We start from the raw sequence: 15,200 nt of genomic DNA, 5'->3' as shown, positions 1-15,200 counted from the left end.
CCGACATTTTAACGCCCTGGAACCTCCTTCGATGGTTGCTCACCTGATTGAATTTGCCACTAACCACTACATTCTTGTCGGTATCTTCGTCGTACTTCTGGCTCTGTTGCTGGCGCACACGATGCAGGGCGGCGGCAAGAGCCTGAGCACCGGCGAGCTGACCGCACTGGTCAATAAAGACGCAGGCGTGGTGGTGGACATCCGTCCGGCCAAGGATTATGCCGCTGGCCACATCGTCGGCGCGGTGAACATCCCGCAAGACAAACTGGCCGCCCGCGTCGGCGAGCTGGAAAAACACAAGGCCAAGACCATCATTCTGGTCGACGCCCTCGGTCAGACCGCCGGTACTCACGCCCGCGAGCTGATGAAGTCCGGCTTCACCGCCGCCAAGCTGTCCGGCGGGATTTCCAGCTGGAAAGGCGACAACCTGCCGCTGGTGAAATGACATGAGCGAAGTCATCGTCTACTCCAGCGATTACTGCCCTTACTGCTCGCGCGCCAAGCATCTGCTCGCCAGCAAAGGCGTGGCCTTCGAAGAGATCAAGGTCGATGGCAAGCCGCAGCTGCGTGCCGAAATGACCAAAAAGGCCGGGCGCACGTCCGTGCCGCAGATCTGGATCGGCGCAAAGCACATCGGCGGTTGCGATGATTTATACGCCCTGGAACGCGCCGGCAAACTCGACGCGCTGCTCAAGGGCTGAACGGCTGCACCCACGTACAGCACTCCCTAAAAGACCCAAGATCGATAAGGATCTGAGATGACTGACCAACAGAACACTGCAGCCAGCGAAGAAGAAACCGCACCGCAATTTTCCTTGCAGCGCATCTACGTACGCGACCTGTCCTTCGAAGCCCCGAAAAGCCCGGCGATCTTCCGCCAGCAGTGGGATCCGGCGGTCGGTCTGGATCTGAACACTCGCCAGAAAGCGCTGGAAGGCGATTTCTACGAAGTGGTGCTGACTCTTTCCGTCACCGTGAAAAACGGTGAAGAAGTGGCCTTCATCGCTGAAGTGCAACAGGCCGGTATCTTCCTGATCAAGAATCTGGACGCGGCTTCGATGAGCCACACCCTCGGTGCATTCTGCCCGAACATCCTGTTCCCGTACGCCCGCGAAACCCTGGACAGCCTGGTCACCCGCGGTTCGTTCCCGGCGCTGATGCTGGCCCCGGTGAACTTCGACGCCCTGTACGCGCAAGAGCTGCAGCGCATGCAGGAAAGCGGCGAGACCCCGACCGTTCAGTAAGACGGTTCAGCAATACCCCATGTGGGAGCGAGCCTGCTCGCGAAAGCGGTCTGTCAGACACATCAATGTTGACTGACACTCCGTAATCGCGAGCAGGCTCGCTCCCACATTTGTTTTGCGGCGTTATTTGAAGTCGTTCTGCCGCCACGCTTCGTACACGGCGACCGCCACGGTGTTGGACAGGTTCAGGCTGCGGCAGCCTTCGCGCATCGGCAGGCGCAGGCGCTGTTCGGCGGGCAGGGCGTCGAGCACGTCCGCTGGCAGGCCACGGCTTTCCGGGCCGAACAGAAACGCATCGCCGGGCACGAACGCGGCATCATGGAACGGCCGCGAACCCTTGGTGGTGAAGGCGAACACGCGGGGGTTGCCCAGACTTTCCAGACAACTGGCCAAGTCAGCGTGACGCTGCAACGTGGCATATTCGTGGTAGTCGAGACCGGCACGGCGCAGGCGCTTGTCGTCCATCTCGAAACCCAGTGGTTCGATCAAATGCAGGTGGCAGCCGCTGTTGGCGCACAGCCTGATAACGTTGCCGGTGTTCGGCGGAATTTCTGGTTGAAAAAGGATGACGTGAAACATGCACGGCTCCGAAGGTAAAGATGAGCGGCATTCTACGCCGCCTGTGGACAACCGTTCGAAACTATTCCCGCGAGTCATCGGCTCGCTGGCGATTGTCGGCTTGATGATCGGCTTGATGATCGGCCGGCTGACCACGCCGGATCCGAGCGTGCTGGAGCAGGTCGAGGTGACCGATGGCGGCCTGGTGGTGTGGTTCAACAATGAGCCGAAGCTGCACGGCGAGATTATCGACGGCACCGTCGCGCTGCTGTTTCAGGCCGAAGGTCGGCCGCAGAAGGGCCAGCTCAGGCTCAACGGCAAGGACGTCAACTGGCGCACGCGCAAAAGCGATGGAGGGTTATTGCTGACGGTGCTGGCAGCGCGCCCGTTGCAGGGCGACTGGGTCGGCAGCGAGGTCGATGATCGCTGGCGGCTGGAGATCCGCTTGAGCGAGCCCTAGGGGCAAGTCCTCATCACTGGGGCGCGCTCCGACACTGTTTGAGGTCGTTTCCCACTGCGGCCGTCTCCCTTTCCCATCTCCAGCACGTGCTCGTGCACGCTATCGTTTGCCCCTTCAAACGGCAGGATGCCGAAACCCGTCGTCCCCTTGCAGGAATGCAGGGGGCGTCTTTTTCAAGGATGAAAATATGCCAGTCAAACCCCCTCGCGGTGGCGGTACCCACGTGGACGCCTCGGGCAGCCCGCATCGGTCTGCGGACGTGGACACTTCGCTTCCCGGCCACTTGGGTCGCACAGGCGTCGATGTGGATATTGCTCAGCACCATTTGCTGCCGCGCGCCGGATCATCCACCGACGCCACCCTGGATGCCGTGCCCCCCGCCGCGGCCGTTGTAGTTCGCGCAATCGCGGAGGGTATTGGCCCTACCGCCACTCAGCCTTCGCTGGACAATTACGTCACCAACGCCCGAGCGATACTTCCACAGGTCAACAGCGAAGGTTTGCGGGTGATCAGTCGGCGAACCTACGCAGACCTGGCCAACGGTGACCTGGTGCCTGTCGCCGTGGATCCTGCGACGGGTTTGTACCGAGCCCGGCGTCCAAGCGAGTTGCTCCCTTCCGGCCCGGTGATGCTGCGCGATGTGGACAGCGGACTTTGGTATGCGCGTGAAGTCGCGGAGCCAACTACCCGGGAACAGATCCGCACCTACCTTCCCGACGCGACCGACGAGGACGCGGATGCCTTCATCGCCCGGTTTGATGACAAGGACGTGGCAGAGCTTGAGCTCAAGCATATCCAGCTTGGGCTTGCGCTATTGGACTCGACGCGTTTTGACCTGCCGATCAGTCGAGGTTCCATTTCATCGGACAACGAGTTTCATGAGGCGCGAAATATGTGGGCGACGTTTCGCCAGTTGTACCGATGGCAAGGCCAGCCCGAGCAGCGCGTCTACCGTGATGGGCGGCTCGTGGGCTTCAAGCTGGAAATCGATCTGACGATTTGGCCAGTTGCAAAGCCGCTTTCCTTGAAGTTCGGCTCAGTGGTTTCTCTGACTTTAAGAGGCCGTGGCCGGCTGGACCCAGACGTGTTTTGCGCACAATTTCCCAACCTTGAAAGTCTGACGATTACCAGTCAGGAAATCGGAGTGCAAGGCCGGTTTCAAGGATGGGACGTGATTAATTGGGTGCATTCAAAATTCAGTCTGGATTCGCGCTTTGCCGAGCAATTGAAAAGATTCCCGCGTCTGCAAAGGCTGCACTTGCAGGACTGTGAATTGACGTCTGACTTTTCCGTACGAGGCCTTGCCAAGCTACATGAGCTATGGCTTTGCAACACGTTCGAGGCCCCGGTGAACAGCCTGGACATGCAGATGCGGCATCAGGAGCAAGTCACCTTTTTGCAAGTGGCAGCTGACCTCAGAGGGATGACTGAACTGCGAGTGCTGGATCTGAGCCGCACCGGAATACACCTGCTGCCTTCCGGTCTTGAAGCCATCGACGTGGCGTCGAAGCTTGAAGTGTTGAGACTGGGGGGCAATCCGCTTGCGGACAGCCTTTCACTCGAAAACATGACCGCACTGCAGGAGCTGGATCTTTCCAATACACGATTGCAAAGATTTCCCGAGGGCATTACCGACAGGATTCCCGCAAAAGAATTGAATCTTGCGGACAATCACATCAGGTCGATTCCCGAATCCGTGGAGCTCAGAGCGGGCTTCAATCTCATCGGCAATCCGATCACGGACCCGGCCTCGCTACGGCGGTTGATACGAGCACGTGCCGAGACAGGCACCGATATCTGGCTTGGGCAGGAAAGCAGCGATGGGTCTGCCGATCTCTGGCTACGCAATGTGCCACAGGACCAGATAGCGGAAAAACAAGCGCTGTGGGACAGGCATAACGCCGCAATGCCACTGGCAGTGACCGGCATTCTTCGTCGGCTGAGTCGAACGCCCGAGTTTCACGTCGAACGCCCGCTGCTGCAGCGGCGCGTGTGGTGGTTTCTGGAAATGTATGACAGGGCCGACGTCACCGAGCGGGCCAGGCTCGACGCCATTCTTCATACGGAAACGAGTCCCGGGAGGATGCTGGACCGGCTGGAGAGTGAAATCCGCAGCTATGACGCAGGGCGACAGAATCAACCGCTGCACCCTCTGCCCAAGCGTCCCAAGTTCGAATAGGCGCAGAACGCATTGCGGTGTAAAAGCGGGAATCCCTGACCTGCCTGTATCAGGGTTCCCAAAAGCATGGGCTTCGCTTGCGGCGTCAGCCCGGTGTAAAGAGGGAACCCCCGGCCTGCCTGTACCAAGGATCCCAAAAGGGTAGGCTCGCCGCTTTGTGCTGTGAGCCCGGTGTAAAGAGGGGAATCCCCGGCCTGCCTGTACCAAGGTCCCCGAAACGGGTGGTGAAACGAATCACCTGAGATAGGTATTGCAGGGTGCGTGCCAGGTTTAAATTTGCTGAAACAAAAAACGCTTTGGGAACGCGAAAGCCCCGGAATACGGGGCTTTCGCTTATTTGAAGTCTGGAATTTTCAGCACTTTGCAACTGGGCGATGAGCATCGGGCTCTGCGCGATCCCGGGTCATCGTGCATTGATGCGGTGCATGCTGGCGCAAAAAGCTTCGTCGGAACGCCGCCCGGTGCAGGCTCGCTCCCACAGAGGAGCGTATTTCAATTGTGGGAGCGAGCCTGCTCGCGAATGGGTTCAACGGAGAACCGGAGACTTAACCCTCTTCCCCCTCATCATCATCCCCACCATCAACCTTCATCCCCAGTTCCTTGATCTTGCGCGTCAGGGTATTGCGCCCCCAACCCAGCAGCACCGCCGCATCACGCCGACGTCCTGCGGTGTGCTTCAAAGCAGTCTCGATCATGATCCGCTCGAACGCCGGCACTGCGCTGTCGAGCAGGCTCGACTGGCCACGGGCCAGGGCCTGATCGGCCCACTGGCGCAGGGCCTGTTCCCAGTTGGTCACTGGCGCCGAATCCTGCGGCAGGTTGAGCAGTTCCGGTGGCAAGTCACTGATGTGCACTTCACGGCCGGAGGCCATGACGGTGATCCAGCGGCAGGTGTTCTCCAGCTGGCGCACGTTGCCCGGCCACGGCAGGTTTTTCAGGTATTCCTCGGTTTCGCTTTTCAGCAGCTTCGGCTCGACCGCCAGTTCCTGCGCGGCGCGGCTGAGGAAGTGCCGGGCCAGGGTCGGGATGTCTTCGCGACGATCCGACAGGCGCGGGATGTGGATGCGGATCACGTTGAGGCGGTGGAACAAGTCCTCACGGAATTTGCCGGCGTGAACGAGAGTTTCCAGATTCTGGTGGGTCGCGGCGATGATGCGTACATCGACCTTGACCGGCACATGGCCGCCGACGCGATAGAACTCGCCATCGGCCAGCACGCGTAGCAGGCGAGTCTGGGTGTCCGCCGGCATGTCGCCGATTTCATCGAGGAACAGCGTGCCGCCGTCCGCTTGTTCAAAGCGACCGCGACGCAGGTTTGCCGCGCCGGTGAACGCGCCTTTCTCGTGGCCGAACAGTTCCGATTCCATCAGATCCTTGGGAATCGCCGCCATGTTCAGGGCAATGAACGGCGAAGCCGCGCGTGGGCTGTGGCGGTGCAGGGCGTGGGCGACCAGTTCTTTACCGGTACCGGATTCGCCGTTGATCAGCACGGTGATGTTGGAGTGGCTCAGGCGCCCGATGGCGCGAAACACTTCCTGCATCGCCGGCGCTTCGCCGATGATTTCCGGGGTGCGGGTCAGGGCTGGCACAACCTCCAGGCCTTGCTGTTCCTGGGCATGCTGGTTGGCGCGTTTGACCAGCGATACCGCCTCATCGACGTCGAAAGGCTTGGGCAGGTACTCGAAAGCACCGCCCTGATAGGAGGCGACAGCGCTGTCCAGATCGGAGTGAGCGGTCATGATGATGACCGGCAGCCGTGGGTGCTGTTCGCGAATCCGCGCCAGCAGATCCAGGCCACTGGCGCCCGGCATGCGGATATCGGAGATGATCACGTCCGGCTGCTGCCGGGCCAGACGACTCATCACGCCATCGGCGCTGTCGAAGCTCTGGGTGGTCATGCCTTCCTGCTGCAAGGCCTTTTCCAGGACCCAACGGATAGAACGGTCGTCATCGACGATCCACACGGTTTCACTACGGCTCATGTCGATGTGGCTCCTTGTTCCAGTGGCAGGAAGATCGAGAAGGTGGTGTGGCCTGGATGGCTCTCACACTCGATCAGGCCCTGGTGCTGACTGATGATGTTCTGGGTAATGGCCAGGCCCAGCCCGGTACCGTCCGGGCGGCCGCTGACCATGGGAAAGAAAATGGTTTCCTGCAGTTCCGCCGGGATGCCCGGGCCGTTGTCGATGATCTCGATCTTGGTCACCAGACGATGGCGGATGTGGCCGATGGTGAACTGGCGCATGGCGCGGGTGCGCAGGCTGATGCGGCCCAGACGCAGCTCGTTCTGGCTGCTGATGGCCTGCATCGCGTTGCGCACGATGTTCAGCACCGCCTGAATCATTTGCTCGCGGTCGATCAGGACGTCGGGAATGCTCGGGTCGTAATCACGCACCAGGGTGATGCAGCCCTGGCTTTCGGCCTCGACCAGATGGCAGACGCGTTCGAGCACTTCGTGGACGTTGCACATGGCCAGCGACGGCAGTTTGTTCGAGCCGAGCATGCGATCGACCAGGTTGCGCAGGCGGTCGGCCTCTTCGATGATCACATTGGTGTAATCGCGCAGGCTGTCTTCCGGTAGCTCGCGGGCGAGCAATTGCGCCGCGCCACGGATGCCGCCGAGGGGGTTCTTGATCTCGTGGGCGAGGCCGCGCACCAGCATCTTGCTGGTTTCCTGCTTGGACAGCTGGGCCTCTTCCTTGGTGATCCGCAACAGGCGATCACGCGGGTGCACTTCAAGCAAAAGCAAAGTCTCGCCGTTGCTGAGGATTGGCGTGACCGCATAATCCACGGTCAGCGTCTGGCCGGTGAGGGCGGTGAGCATCGCTTCACGCTTGGTGAAAGGGTGCGCCTGCTCCACCGCCTGACGCAGGGAATTGAGCGCCTCGGGGGATTCGGTGAACAGCTCGCTGATGAACTGGCCGTGACTGCGCTGACCGCTGACCGCCAACAGCATTTCCGCCGCCGGGTTCATGTACTCCAAGCGCAGCTCGGCGTCGAGCAGGATGGTCGCCGTGGTCAGGTTGTCGAGCAGCAAACGGTGAATAGCGTCGCTTATGGTCATCTGGACCCCTTTTGGAGCAAGGCGTGCGCGAGAACAAAGCGCTGATGTCGGGAAAATGCAAAAACCAAACCAAGGCTCCGAAAAGAAGCGTTTGAGCCCTGAAACAGGCGTTTGACGCGCGTTTGTATGGCACGAAGCCAGCTCAAACGGGAAGTTTCGAACCAAAATGGGTTGGGTTGTGGGCGAGATGCAGTTTAGTGCACCAATAGAGTGCGCGCGGCTGGTGGGGTTAAAAGAAGCGCAGGAATGGATTTTTCGGCTCTTCAGGTTTGTCCTTGAGCGGACATTCCGGGCGCACGCCGTAATCGTCGGCGACACAGGGTTTGACCTGACGTTTCTGCGCCAGGGAAATGCGCAGCATGTGGAACGGCTGATTGGCGGTGCGTTCCACGGTACGCCCGGCGGCGTCGAGGATTTCGATCGAAAGGCTGTGGCTGCCGCGATCGATATTGCTCAGCGCAAATACCGGGCTGACGCCGGGCTCGCCAGTGGCCTTGCCATCCAGCAGCAAGCGATAACGATGGCCGCTTTGCAGGCCGGGCTCGCTGGTGACGCTGACGATCAGCTCGCCGGCGCTGTTGCGCAAAGTAGCATCGGGCTCCGGGATCAGAATGCGCAGCATGTCGTAGCGAAAGGGCGTTGGTTCGGCGGATTTTTTCGCTGTGGTGATCGGCGCTGCGGTGTTGGCAGGGACCGCCATGCGATTGCTCGTCGCGATCGGCACTCGCTTGGCGTTGGCGCGTGGCTGGTCGGTATAGACGCGGTTGCCCTGCGCGTCGACATAGGTAAAGACCTCCGCCAAGGTGTACGTCGACATCAGCGCCAGAATGAGTGCCAGCCCCGCGCGGATCATGGTCTATGCACCCGTTGCACGGTGAAGACGGCTGGCGGGCTCTGCTGAACGACGCTTTGGCCGTCGATCACTTGCACGGCCAGGCGATGCTCGCCGCGATCGATGTTGACCAGTTGCAGAACCGGCACGTTGCTCGGCTGGCCATAGGGCCGGTCGTCGAGTAGCAGCCTTAATTGATGCGGCGGTTGCAGGCGCGGTTTGATCAGGACATTGACCGTAAAGGTGCCGTTATTGGCGCGCAGGGCCTCGTCAGTGGGCAGACCGGCGAGTTCGAGGATTTCATAGGCGTTGCGCGCTGGTTGCGGTGCTTCGGGGCTGGGTGATTGCGGCGCGCTCGGCGCTCGTGGCTCGACCCGATTGAGCGGCGGCAGCTCGACCGGTTGCGCCTGCACGCCGTCCGGCGGCTGATTGCTGTACGCCGTGTTGCCGTTGGCGTCGGTGTACTTGTAGATCTGCGCGGCGGCGGGCAGGGCGATCAGCAGCAGAATGTAGAGAAACGTGCGACCCATGAAATCGACCGGGGTTGGAAACGATGGGTAGCAGCATAGGTCAGGTGCGGCGGTTGGCCAAAACCGTTAATAACTGGAATTGAAAAGACTGGTAGCCAAAACACGGATCGTTCCCATGCGGAGCGTGGGAACGATCAATGACCCACCGCTTTCGCGAGCAGGCTCGCTCCCGCAGGGTAAATGAACTGCGCCGGGCAATAAAAAAGGCCTCCCGAAGGAGGCCTCTTTTGTCACGCCACTTTACGCAGCGCTACCGGATCAGCAGCTGTAGTACAGCTCATATTCCAGTGGGTGCACGAAGGTGCGAACCTTGATTTCTTCTTCCGATTTCAGCGCGATGTAAGCATCGATGAAGTCGTCGGAGAACACGCCGCCCTTGGTCAGGAACGCGCGGCCCTTGTCCAGCTCTTCCAGGGCTTCTTTCAGGCTGCCGCAAACCTGTGGAATCTCTTTCGCCTCTTCAGGCGGCAGGTCGTACAGGTTCTTGTCGGCAGCATCGCCTGGGTGGATCTTGTTCTGGATACCGTCCAGACCGGCCATCAGCAGCGCTGCGAAAGCCAGGTACGGGTTGGCAGCCGGATCCGGGAAGCGTGCTTCGATACGGCGGGCTTTCGGGCTCGACACGTAAGGAATACGGATCGAAGCGGAACGGTTGCGCGCCGAGTAGGCCAGCATTACCGGCGCTTCGAAGCCTGGCACCAGACGCTTGTAGGAGTTGGTCGCCGGGTTGGTGAAGCCGTTCAGAGCCTTACCGTGCTTGATGATGCCGCCGATGAAGTACAGAGCGGTATCGGACAGGCCGGCATAGCCTTCACCTGCGAAGGTGTTCTTGCCGTCTTTCCAGATCGACATGTGTACGTGCATGCCCGAACCGTTGTCGCCGTACAGTGGCTTCGGCATGAAGGTCGCGGTGCGGCCGTAAGCGTCAGCAACGTTGTGCACAACGTATTTCAGGGTCTGAACTTCGTCAGCTTTCTTGACCAGGGTGTTGAACTTGACGCCGATTTCGTTCTGGCCGGCAGTCGCCACTTCGTGGTGGTGAACTTCAACCGACTGACCCATTTCTTCCAGTGCGTTGCACATGGCAGTACGGATTTCGTGGTCGTGGTCGAACGGTGGAACCGGGAAGTAGCCGCCTTTCACGCCTGGACGGTGACCCTTGTTGCCGCCTTCGATGTCCTGGTCGGACATCCACGAACCTTGTTCGGAGTAGATCTTGAACATCGAGCCGGAGATGTCCGACTTGAATTTCACCGAGTCAAAGATGAAGAACTCAGGCTCTGGACCGGCGAATACGGTGTCACCGATACCGGTAGCTTTCAGGTGCTCTTCGGCGCGCTTGGCGATCGCACGTGGGTCGCGATCGTAGCCCTGCATGCTCGAAGGCTCGATGATGTCGCACACCAGAATCAGGGTTGGGTCTTCGGTGAACGGATCGAGTACGGCAGTTTCATCGACCGGCATCAGGATCATGTCGGAGGCTTCGATGCCTTTCCAGCCGGAGATGGAGGAACCGTCGAACATCTTGCCGACTTCGAAGAAGTCGTCATCCAGCGCATCGCGAGCCGGCATGGTCACGTGGTGCTGAGTGCCTTTGGTGTCCGTGAAGCGCAGATCAATCCACTTGACGTCATGATCTTTGATGAGTTGAACCGACTTCGACATAGTGTCCTCCGGGTGAATTAGGGCGGGTAGTGGATGCCCTTAATAATGGTGATGCCGGCGCGAATACTCTGCCAAGGCAACCTGCCTCACAAGGGAGCAAATTGCATGCCAGTGCCCCAGCATGGGTTTTTTGCCCCAAATTCACGCTTATTAAGGCGTGCGAGGTACTGAATCGACAAATCCCGCCCCTTAATGTTGCGTTTAAATTCAGAAATGACCTGTTTTGGTGCAAGCAAAACCTTCTGCACATTAACTGGTTAAACCTTGAGCAATTTCCGCTATAATCCGCGCCCCCCTTTTTCGGCTGGCCGTTCGCGCGCTGTTTTCATGAAACTAATCGTAAAAGTCTTCCCCGAGATCACCATCAAAAGCCGACCTGTCCGGACGAAATTCATCCGCCAGTTGGCCAAGAACATCCGCACCGTGCTCCGTGACCTGGACCCGGCCGTGGTGGTGAACGGCGTGTGGGACAATCTCGAGCTGGAAACCCGCGTTACCGACCCCAAAGCCTTGAAAGAGATGGGCGAGCGCCTGACCTGCATGCCGGGGATCGCGCACTTCCTGCAGATCGACGAGTACCCGCTGGGCGATTTCGACGACATCACCGAAAAATGCAAACAGCACTACGGCGATGCACTGGCCGGGAAGATTTTCTCGGTGCGCTGCAAGCGCGCAGGCAAGCATGCCTTCAGCTCGATGGACGTGGAAAAATACGTCGGCAGCAAGCTGCGTCGTGAGTGCGGTGCGGCCGGAATCGACCTTAAAGCACCGCAAATCGAAGTCCGTATCGAAGTTCGCGACAAACGGTTGTTCGTGATTCACAGCCAGCACAACGGCATCGGCGGCTACCCGCTCGGCGCGTTGGAGCAGACGCTGGTATTGATGTCCGGCGGCTTTGATTCGACCGTGGCGGCTTACCAGATCATGCGTCGCGGCCTGATGGCGCACTTCTGCTTCTTCAATCTCGGCGGGCGTGCCCACGAATTGGGCGTGATGGAAGTCGCGCACTTCATCTGGAAGAAGTACGGCAGCTCGCAACGCGTGCTATTTGTCAGTGTGCCGTTCGAGGAAGTGCTGGGCGAAATTCTCGGCAAAGTCGATAACAGTCATATGGGCGTGGTTTTGAAGCGTATGATGTTGCGCGCCTCGTCCGAGATCGCCGAACGCCTGCACATCGATGCACTGGTGACCGGTGAAGCGATCTCCCAGGTGTCGAGCCAGACGCTGCCGAACCTGTCGGTGATCGACTGCGTGACCGACAAGCTGGTGCTGCGGCCGCTGATCGTCGCGCACAAGCAGGACATCATCGACACCGCCAACGAGATCGGCACCGCCGATTTCGCCCGGCACATGCCGGAATATTGCGGCGTGATTTCGGTCAACCCCAAGACTGCCGCCAAGCGTGGCCGGGTTGAGCACGAAGAGAAAGAATTCGACATGGCGGTACTCGAGCGTGCGCTCGCCAACGCCAAACTGGTGCCGATCGATCGGGTAATCGACGAGTTGGGCCAGGATTTGCAAATTGAAGAAGTCAGCGAAGCGCTGGCCGGTCAGATCGTGATCGACATCCGCCACCCGGATGCCGCCGAGGATGACCCGCTGGAGCTCGCCGGCATAGAGGTACAGACGATGCCGTTCTATGCAGTGAACGCACGTTTCAAGGAACTGGACCCTACTCGCCAGTACCTGCTGTATTGCGACAAAGGCGTGATGAGTCGCCTGCATGCCCACCATTTGCTCAGTGAGGGGCATGCCAATGTGCGCGTTTATCGACCGAGCTAAGTGCCCGGGGCTGTTTGCCTGTGGCCTGCGTCACCGGCCCCCCGACACCGCCGTCAAGCTGTAACGGCCATGCCGGACACTACTGCTAATCGCTGCCATGACTTGTCAGCAAACCGAATCCTCTGATCGAGATACACAAGTGATCGAAAATCTACGCAACATCGCCATCATTGCCCACGTTGACCACGGTAAAACCACCCTGGTAGACAAACTCCTGCGTCAATCCGGCACCCTGGAGCGCAACGAGCTCAACGACGAGCGCGTGATGGACTCCAACGACCAGGAAAAAGAGCGCGGTATTACCATTCTGGCGAAGAACACCGCCATCAACTGGAACGGCTACCACATCAACATCGTGGACACCCCGGGCCACGCCGACTTCGGCGGCGAAGTTGAACGCGTAATGTCGATGGTCGACTCCGTTCTGCTGCTGGTTGACGCTCAAGACGGCCCTATGCCGCAAACCCGTTTCGTGACCAAGAAGGCTTTCGAAGCCGGCCTGCGTCCAATCGTGGTGATCAACAAGGTTGACCGTCCAGGCGCACGTCCGGACTGGGTTCTGGACCAGATCTTCGACCTGTTCGACAACCTCGGTGCGACCGAAGAACAACTGGACTTCCAGGTTGTTTACGCTTCGGCCCTGAACGGTATTGCCGGTCTGGACCACACCGCCATGGCGGAAGATATGACTCCGCTGTACCAGGCGGTAGTCGACCACGTTCCGCCTCCGGCCGTTGACCGTGACGGTCCGTTCCAGATGCAGATCTCCGCTCTGGACTACAACAGCTTCCTGGGTGTTATCGGTGTTGGCCGTATCGCTCGCGGTCGCGTCAAGCCGAACACCCCGGTTGTCGCTATCAGCGCCGACGGCAAGCGTCGCAACGGTCGTATCCTGAAGCTGATGGGTCACCACGGTCTGCACCGCATCGACGTTGACGAAGCAGCAGCCGGCGACATCGTCTGCATCAGCGGCTTCGACGAGCTGTTCATCTCCGACACTCTGTGCGACATCAACACCGTCGAGGCGATGAAGCCGCTGACCGTTGACGAGCCAACCGTTTCCATGACCTTCCAGGTAAACGACTCGCCATTCTGCGGTAAAGAAGGCAAGTTCGTGACCTCCCGTAACATCAAGGATCGTCTGGACAAAGAGCTGCTGTACAACGTTGCACTGCGCGTTGAAGAAGGCGACTCGGCTGACAAGTTCAAGGTTTCCGGCCGTGGTGAGCTGCACCTCTCGGTACTGATCGAAACCATGCGTCGCGAAGGCTTCGAGCTGGCCCTGGGCCGTCCTGAAGTGATCATCCGTGAAGTTGACGGCGTGAAGCAGGAACCGTTCGAAAACGTCACCATCGACATCCCTGAAGAATCCCAGGGCAAGGTCATGGAAGAGATGGGTCTGCGTAAGGGCGACCTGAGCAACATGGTGCCGGATGGCAAGGGCCGTGTTCGTCTGGAATACAACATCCCTGCTCGCGGTCTGATCGGTTTCCGTAACCAGTTCCTGACCCTGACCAACGGTGCTGGCATCCTGACCTCGATCTTCGACCGTTACGCTCCAGTGAAGTCGGGCCACATGTCCGGCCGTCAGAACGGCGTTCTGGTTTCGGTTGAAACCGGCAAGGCTCTGACCTACTCGCTGGAAACCCTGCAGGCTCGTGGCAAGCTGTTCGTAGAACACGGCCAGGAGATCTACAACGGTCAGATCGTTGGTCAGAACAGCCGCGACAACGACCTGGGTGTCAACCCAACCAAAGGCAAGAAGCTCGACAACATGCGTGCTTCGGGTAAAGACGAAACCATCGCTCTGGTCCCACCTGTTCGCTTCACCCTGGAACAGGCTCTGGAATACATCCAGGAAGACGAGCTGTGCGAAGTTACGCCTAAGTCGATCCGTCTTCGCAAGAAGATCCTCGACGAAAGCGAGCGTACCCGCGCTGCGAAGAAAGCCAAGGCGTAATTCAGCCCTGGAATAAAAAACGCCCCCGGTCGCGAGACCGGGGGCGTTTTTGTTTGTCTGGGGTTTAGGCGATCTTTGTGCTGGCCTCATCGCTGGCAAGCCAGCTCCCACAGGGTTTTGTGGGCGTATTGATCGTTCCTACGCTCTGCGTGGGAATGCCTCAACGGACGCTCCGCGTTCGGCTTCAGGAGTGACGCGGAGCGTCCCGGGCTGCATTCCCACGCAGAGCGTGGGAACGATCAGGCGCGATCAAAATTTGTCGATGGCCCGGAAATTCTGCACCCGCTCGACTTCTTTCGGCTTATAAGCGCAATACCCCGGCCGCGGGCCGATCTTCGGGTGGTTGCGGCAGGTGTCCGGGCGCTTGTCATAAATGGTGCACAGGCGGGTTTTACGATCCAGGTAATAGCAGTCGTTGTTGCTCATGCGCTGCAGGGTGAAGATTCCCGACTTCTGATTGAAGCGCTCGACCAGACCTTCCTTTTGCAGGCGCTTGGCGATGTTCTTTGGCGGATCGCCCAGTTCGAACTCGTCGACCACACCGATGCGCACCAGATCCTTGATCTTCACTTCGACGGGCAGCGTGCAGCAGCTGGACATGCACGAGCCGCACATCGGTGCCGAATATTTGGCCCACGTATCGAGACGATCAATCTCGGCGGCGGCGATCAGGTTGGGCTTCATCATCGGGAGTTACCAGGCGTGTATGCATCAGGGCGCGCGATCATACCGGGAGCGGTGGAATTTTGAACAACCTTTCGCCGGATATTTTCGCAGCGGCCGCATTTTGCCCGACAGGACGGCACGGCCCCTGCATTCATTGGCTCATCCGCCAGGGTTATGTCGCACTGGCGCACAGTCCGGGCAAATACTGCCGAACCAGAGCCGTTAGCGCCGGTCAGACCGTCTAGGCTCAGAAAATTCCC

The 15,200-nt window shown here is 59.4% G+C and carries 14 protein-coding genes; 7 read left to right on the top strand and 7 right to left on the bottom strand.

Annotated elements, in window-relative coordinates; all coding sequences use genetic code 11:
- The first annotated feature begins 31 nt into the window (after positions 1–31).
- From D8U70_RS13140 to secB, 3 genes are read left to right on the top strand one after another with little or no spacing between them, the layout of a single operon-like run.
- Positions 32–445, top strand: coding sequence for a rhodanese-like domain-containing protein (locus D8U70_RS13140; protein WP_016772116.1), 414 nt, complete (start codon positions 32–34; stop codon positions 443–445).
- 1 nt (position 446) lies between these two features.
- Positions 447–701: a glutaredoxin 3 gene (gene grxC / locus D8U70_RS13135; protein ID WP_016772115.1), complete on the top strand. Its 255-nt coding sequence runs from the start codon at positions 447–449 to the stop codon at positions 699–701.
- Positions 702–758: 57 nt separating this feature from the next.
- Complete coding sequence (gene secB / locus D8U70_RS13130; protein ID WP_016772114.1) at positions 759–1,244, top strand: protein-export chaperone SecB; 486 nt, start codon at positions 759–761, stop codon at positions 1,242–1,244.
- 123 nt (positions 1,245–1,367) lie between these two features.
- Here secB and D8U70_RS13125 read toward each other — a convergent pair whose 3' ends face one another.
- The gene (locus tag D8U70_RS13125; protein WP_016772113.1) at positions 1,368–1,823 is read right to left on the bottom strand and encodes a tRNA (cytidine(34)-2'-O)-methyltransferase; all 456 of its coding nucleotides are present in this window, start codon (positions 1,821–1,823) and stop codon (positions 1,368–1,370) included.
- Between D8U70_RS13125 and D8U70_RS13120 the strand changes: the two genes are divergently transcribed.
- Positions 1,822–2,262: a hypothetical protein gene (locus D8U70_RS13120; protein WP_071174114.1), complete on the top strand. Its 441-nt coding sequence runs from the start codon at positions 1,822–1,824 to the stop codon at positions 2,260–2,262. The two genes, D8U70_RS13125 and D8U70_RS13120, sit on opposite strands and share 2 nt — an antisense overlap.
- Positions 2,263–2,566: 304 nt before the next feature.
- Positions 2,567–4,441, top strand: coding sequence for a leucine-rich repeat domain-containing protein (locus D8U70_RS13115; protein WP_241664658.1), 1,875 nt, complete (start codon positions 2,567–2,569; stop codon positions 4,439–4,441).
- 545 nt (positions 4,442–4,986) lie between these two features.
- Here D8U70_RS13115 and ntrC read toward each other — a convergent pair.
- The 5 genes from ntrC to glnA form a co-directional block, all read right to left on the bottom strand.
- The gene (gene ntrC / locus D8U70_RS13110; RefSeq protein ID WP_016772108.1) at positions 4,987–6,423 is read right to left on the bottom strand and encodes a nitrogen regulation protein NR(I); all 1,437 of its coding nucleotides are present in this window, start codon (positions 6,421–6,423) and stop codon (positions 4,987–4,989) included.
- Positions 6,420–7,505 carry a nitrogen regulation protein NR(II) gene (gene glnL, locus D8U70_RS13105; RefSeq protein ID WP_016772107.1) on the bottom strand — a complete coding sequence of 362 codons (1,086 nt, stop codon included), beginning with the start codon at positions 7,503–7,505 and terminating at the stop codon, positions 6,420–6,422. Before glnL ends, ntrC begins: the two co-directional genes overlap by 4 nt.
- Positions 7,506–7,734: 229 nt before the next feature.
- A complete protein-coding gene (locus D8U70_RS13100) occupies positions 7,735–8,358 on the bottom strand; it encodes a DUF4124 domain-containing protein (RefSeq protein WP_130929046.1) in 624 nt (207 codons plus the stop codon).
- Positions 8,355–8,867 carry a DUF4124 domain-containing protein gene (locus tag D8U70_RS13095; protein ID WP_130929045.1) on the bottom strand — a complete coding sequence of 171 codons (513 nt, stop codon included), beginning with the start codon at positions 8,865–8,867 and terminating at the stop codon, positions 8,355–8,357. The genes D8U70_RS13100 and D8U70_RS13095 overlap by 4 nt, the downstream gene beginning before the upstream one ends.
- Before the next feature lie 258 nt (positions 8,868–9,125).
- Complete coding sequence (gene glnA, locus D8U70_RS13090) at positions 9,126–10,532, bottom strand: type I glutamate--ammonia ligase (protein ID WP_016772104.1); 1,407 nt, start codon at positions 10,530–10,532, stop codon at positions 9,126–9,128.
- Positions 10,533–10,859: 327 nt separating this feature from the next.
- On the opposite strand from glnA, the gene thiI reads away from it, so the two are divergent.
- Positions 10,860–12,314, top strand: a complete 1,455-nt coding sequence (gene thiI / locus D8U70_RS13080; protein ID WP_024011233.1) for a tRNA uracil 4-sulfurtransferase ThiI — start codon at positions 10,860–10,862, stop codon at positions 12,312–12,314.
- Between the two features lie 139 nt (positions 12,315–12,453).
- On the top strand, positions 12,454–14,274 hold the full coding sequence (typA, locus tag D8U70_RS13075) for a translational GTPase TypA (protein ID WP_016772102.1): 1,821 nt from the start codon (positions 12,454–12,456) through the stop codon (positions 14,272–14,274).
- Between the two features lie 249 nt (positions 14,275–14,523).
- On the opposite strand, the gene D8U70_RS13070 is transcribed toward typA, so the two are convergent.
- The gene (locus D8U70_RS13070) at positions 14,524–14,961 is read right to left on the bottom strand and encodes a YkgJ family cysteine cluster protein (protein ID WP_016772101.1); all 438 of its coding nucleotides are present in this window, start codon (positions 14,959–14,961) and stop codon (positions 14,524–14,526) included.
- Between the last annotated feature and the right edge of the window lie 239 nt (positions 14,962–15,200).

Source organism: Pseudomonas sp. Sample_20 (genome assembly GCF_004307585.1).
Classification (GTDB): Bacteria; Pseudomonadota; Gammaproteobacteria; order Pseudomonadales; family Pseudomonadaceae; genus Aquipseudomonas; species Aquipseudomonas atacamensis.
The sequence above is the reverse complement of the archived record's forward strand: the minus strand, read 5'-3'. Positions and strand labels throughout refer to the sequence as shown.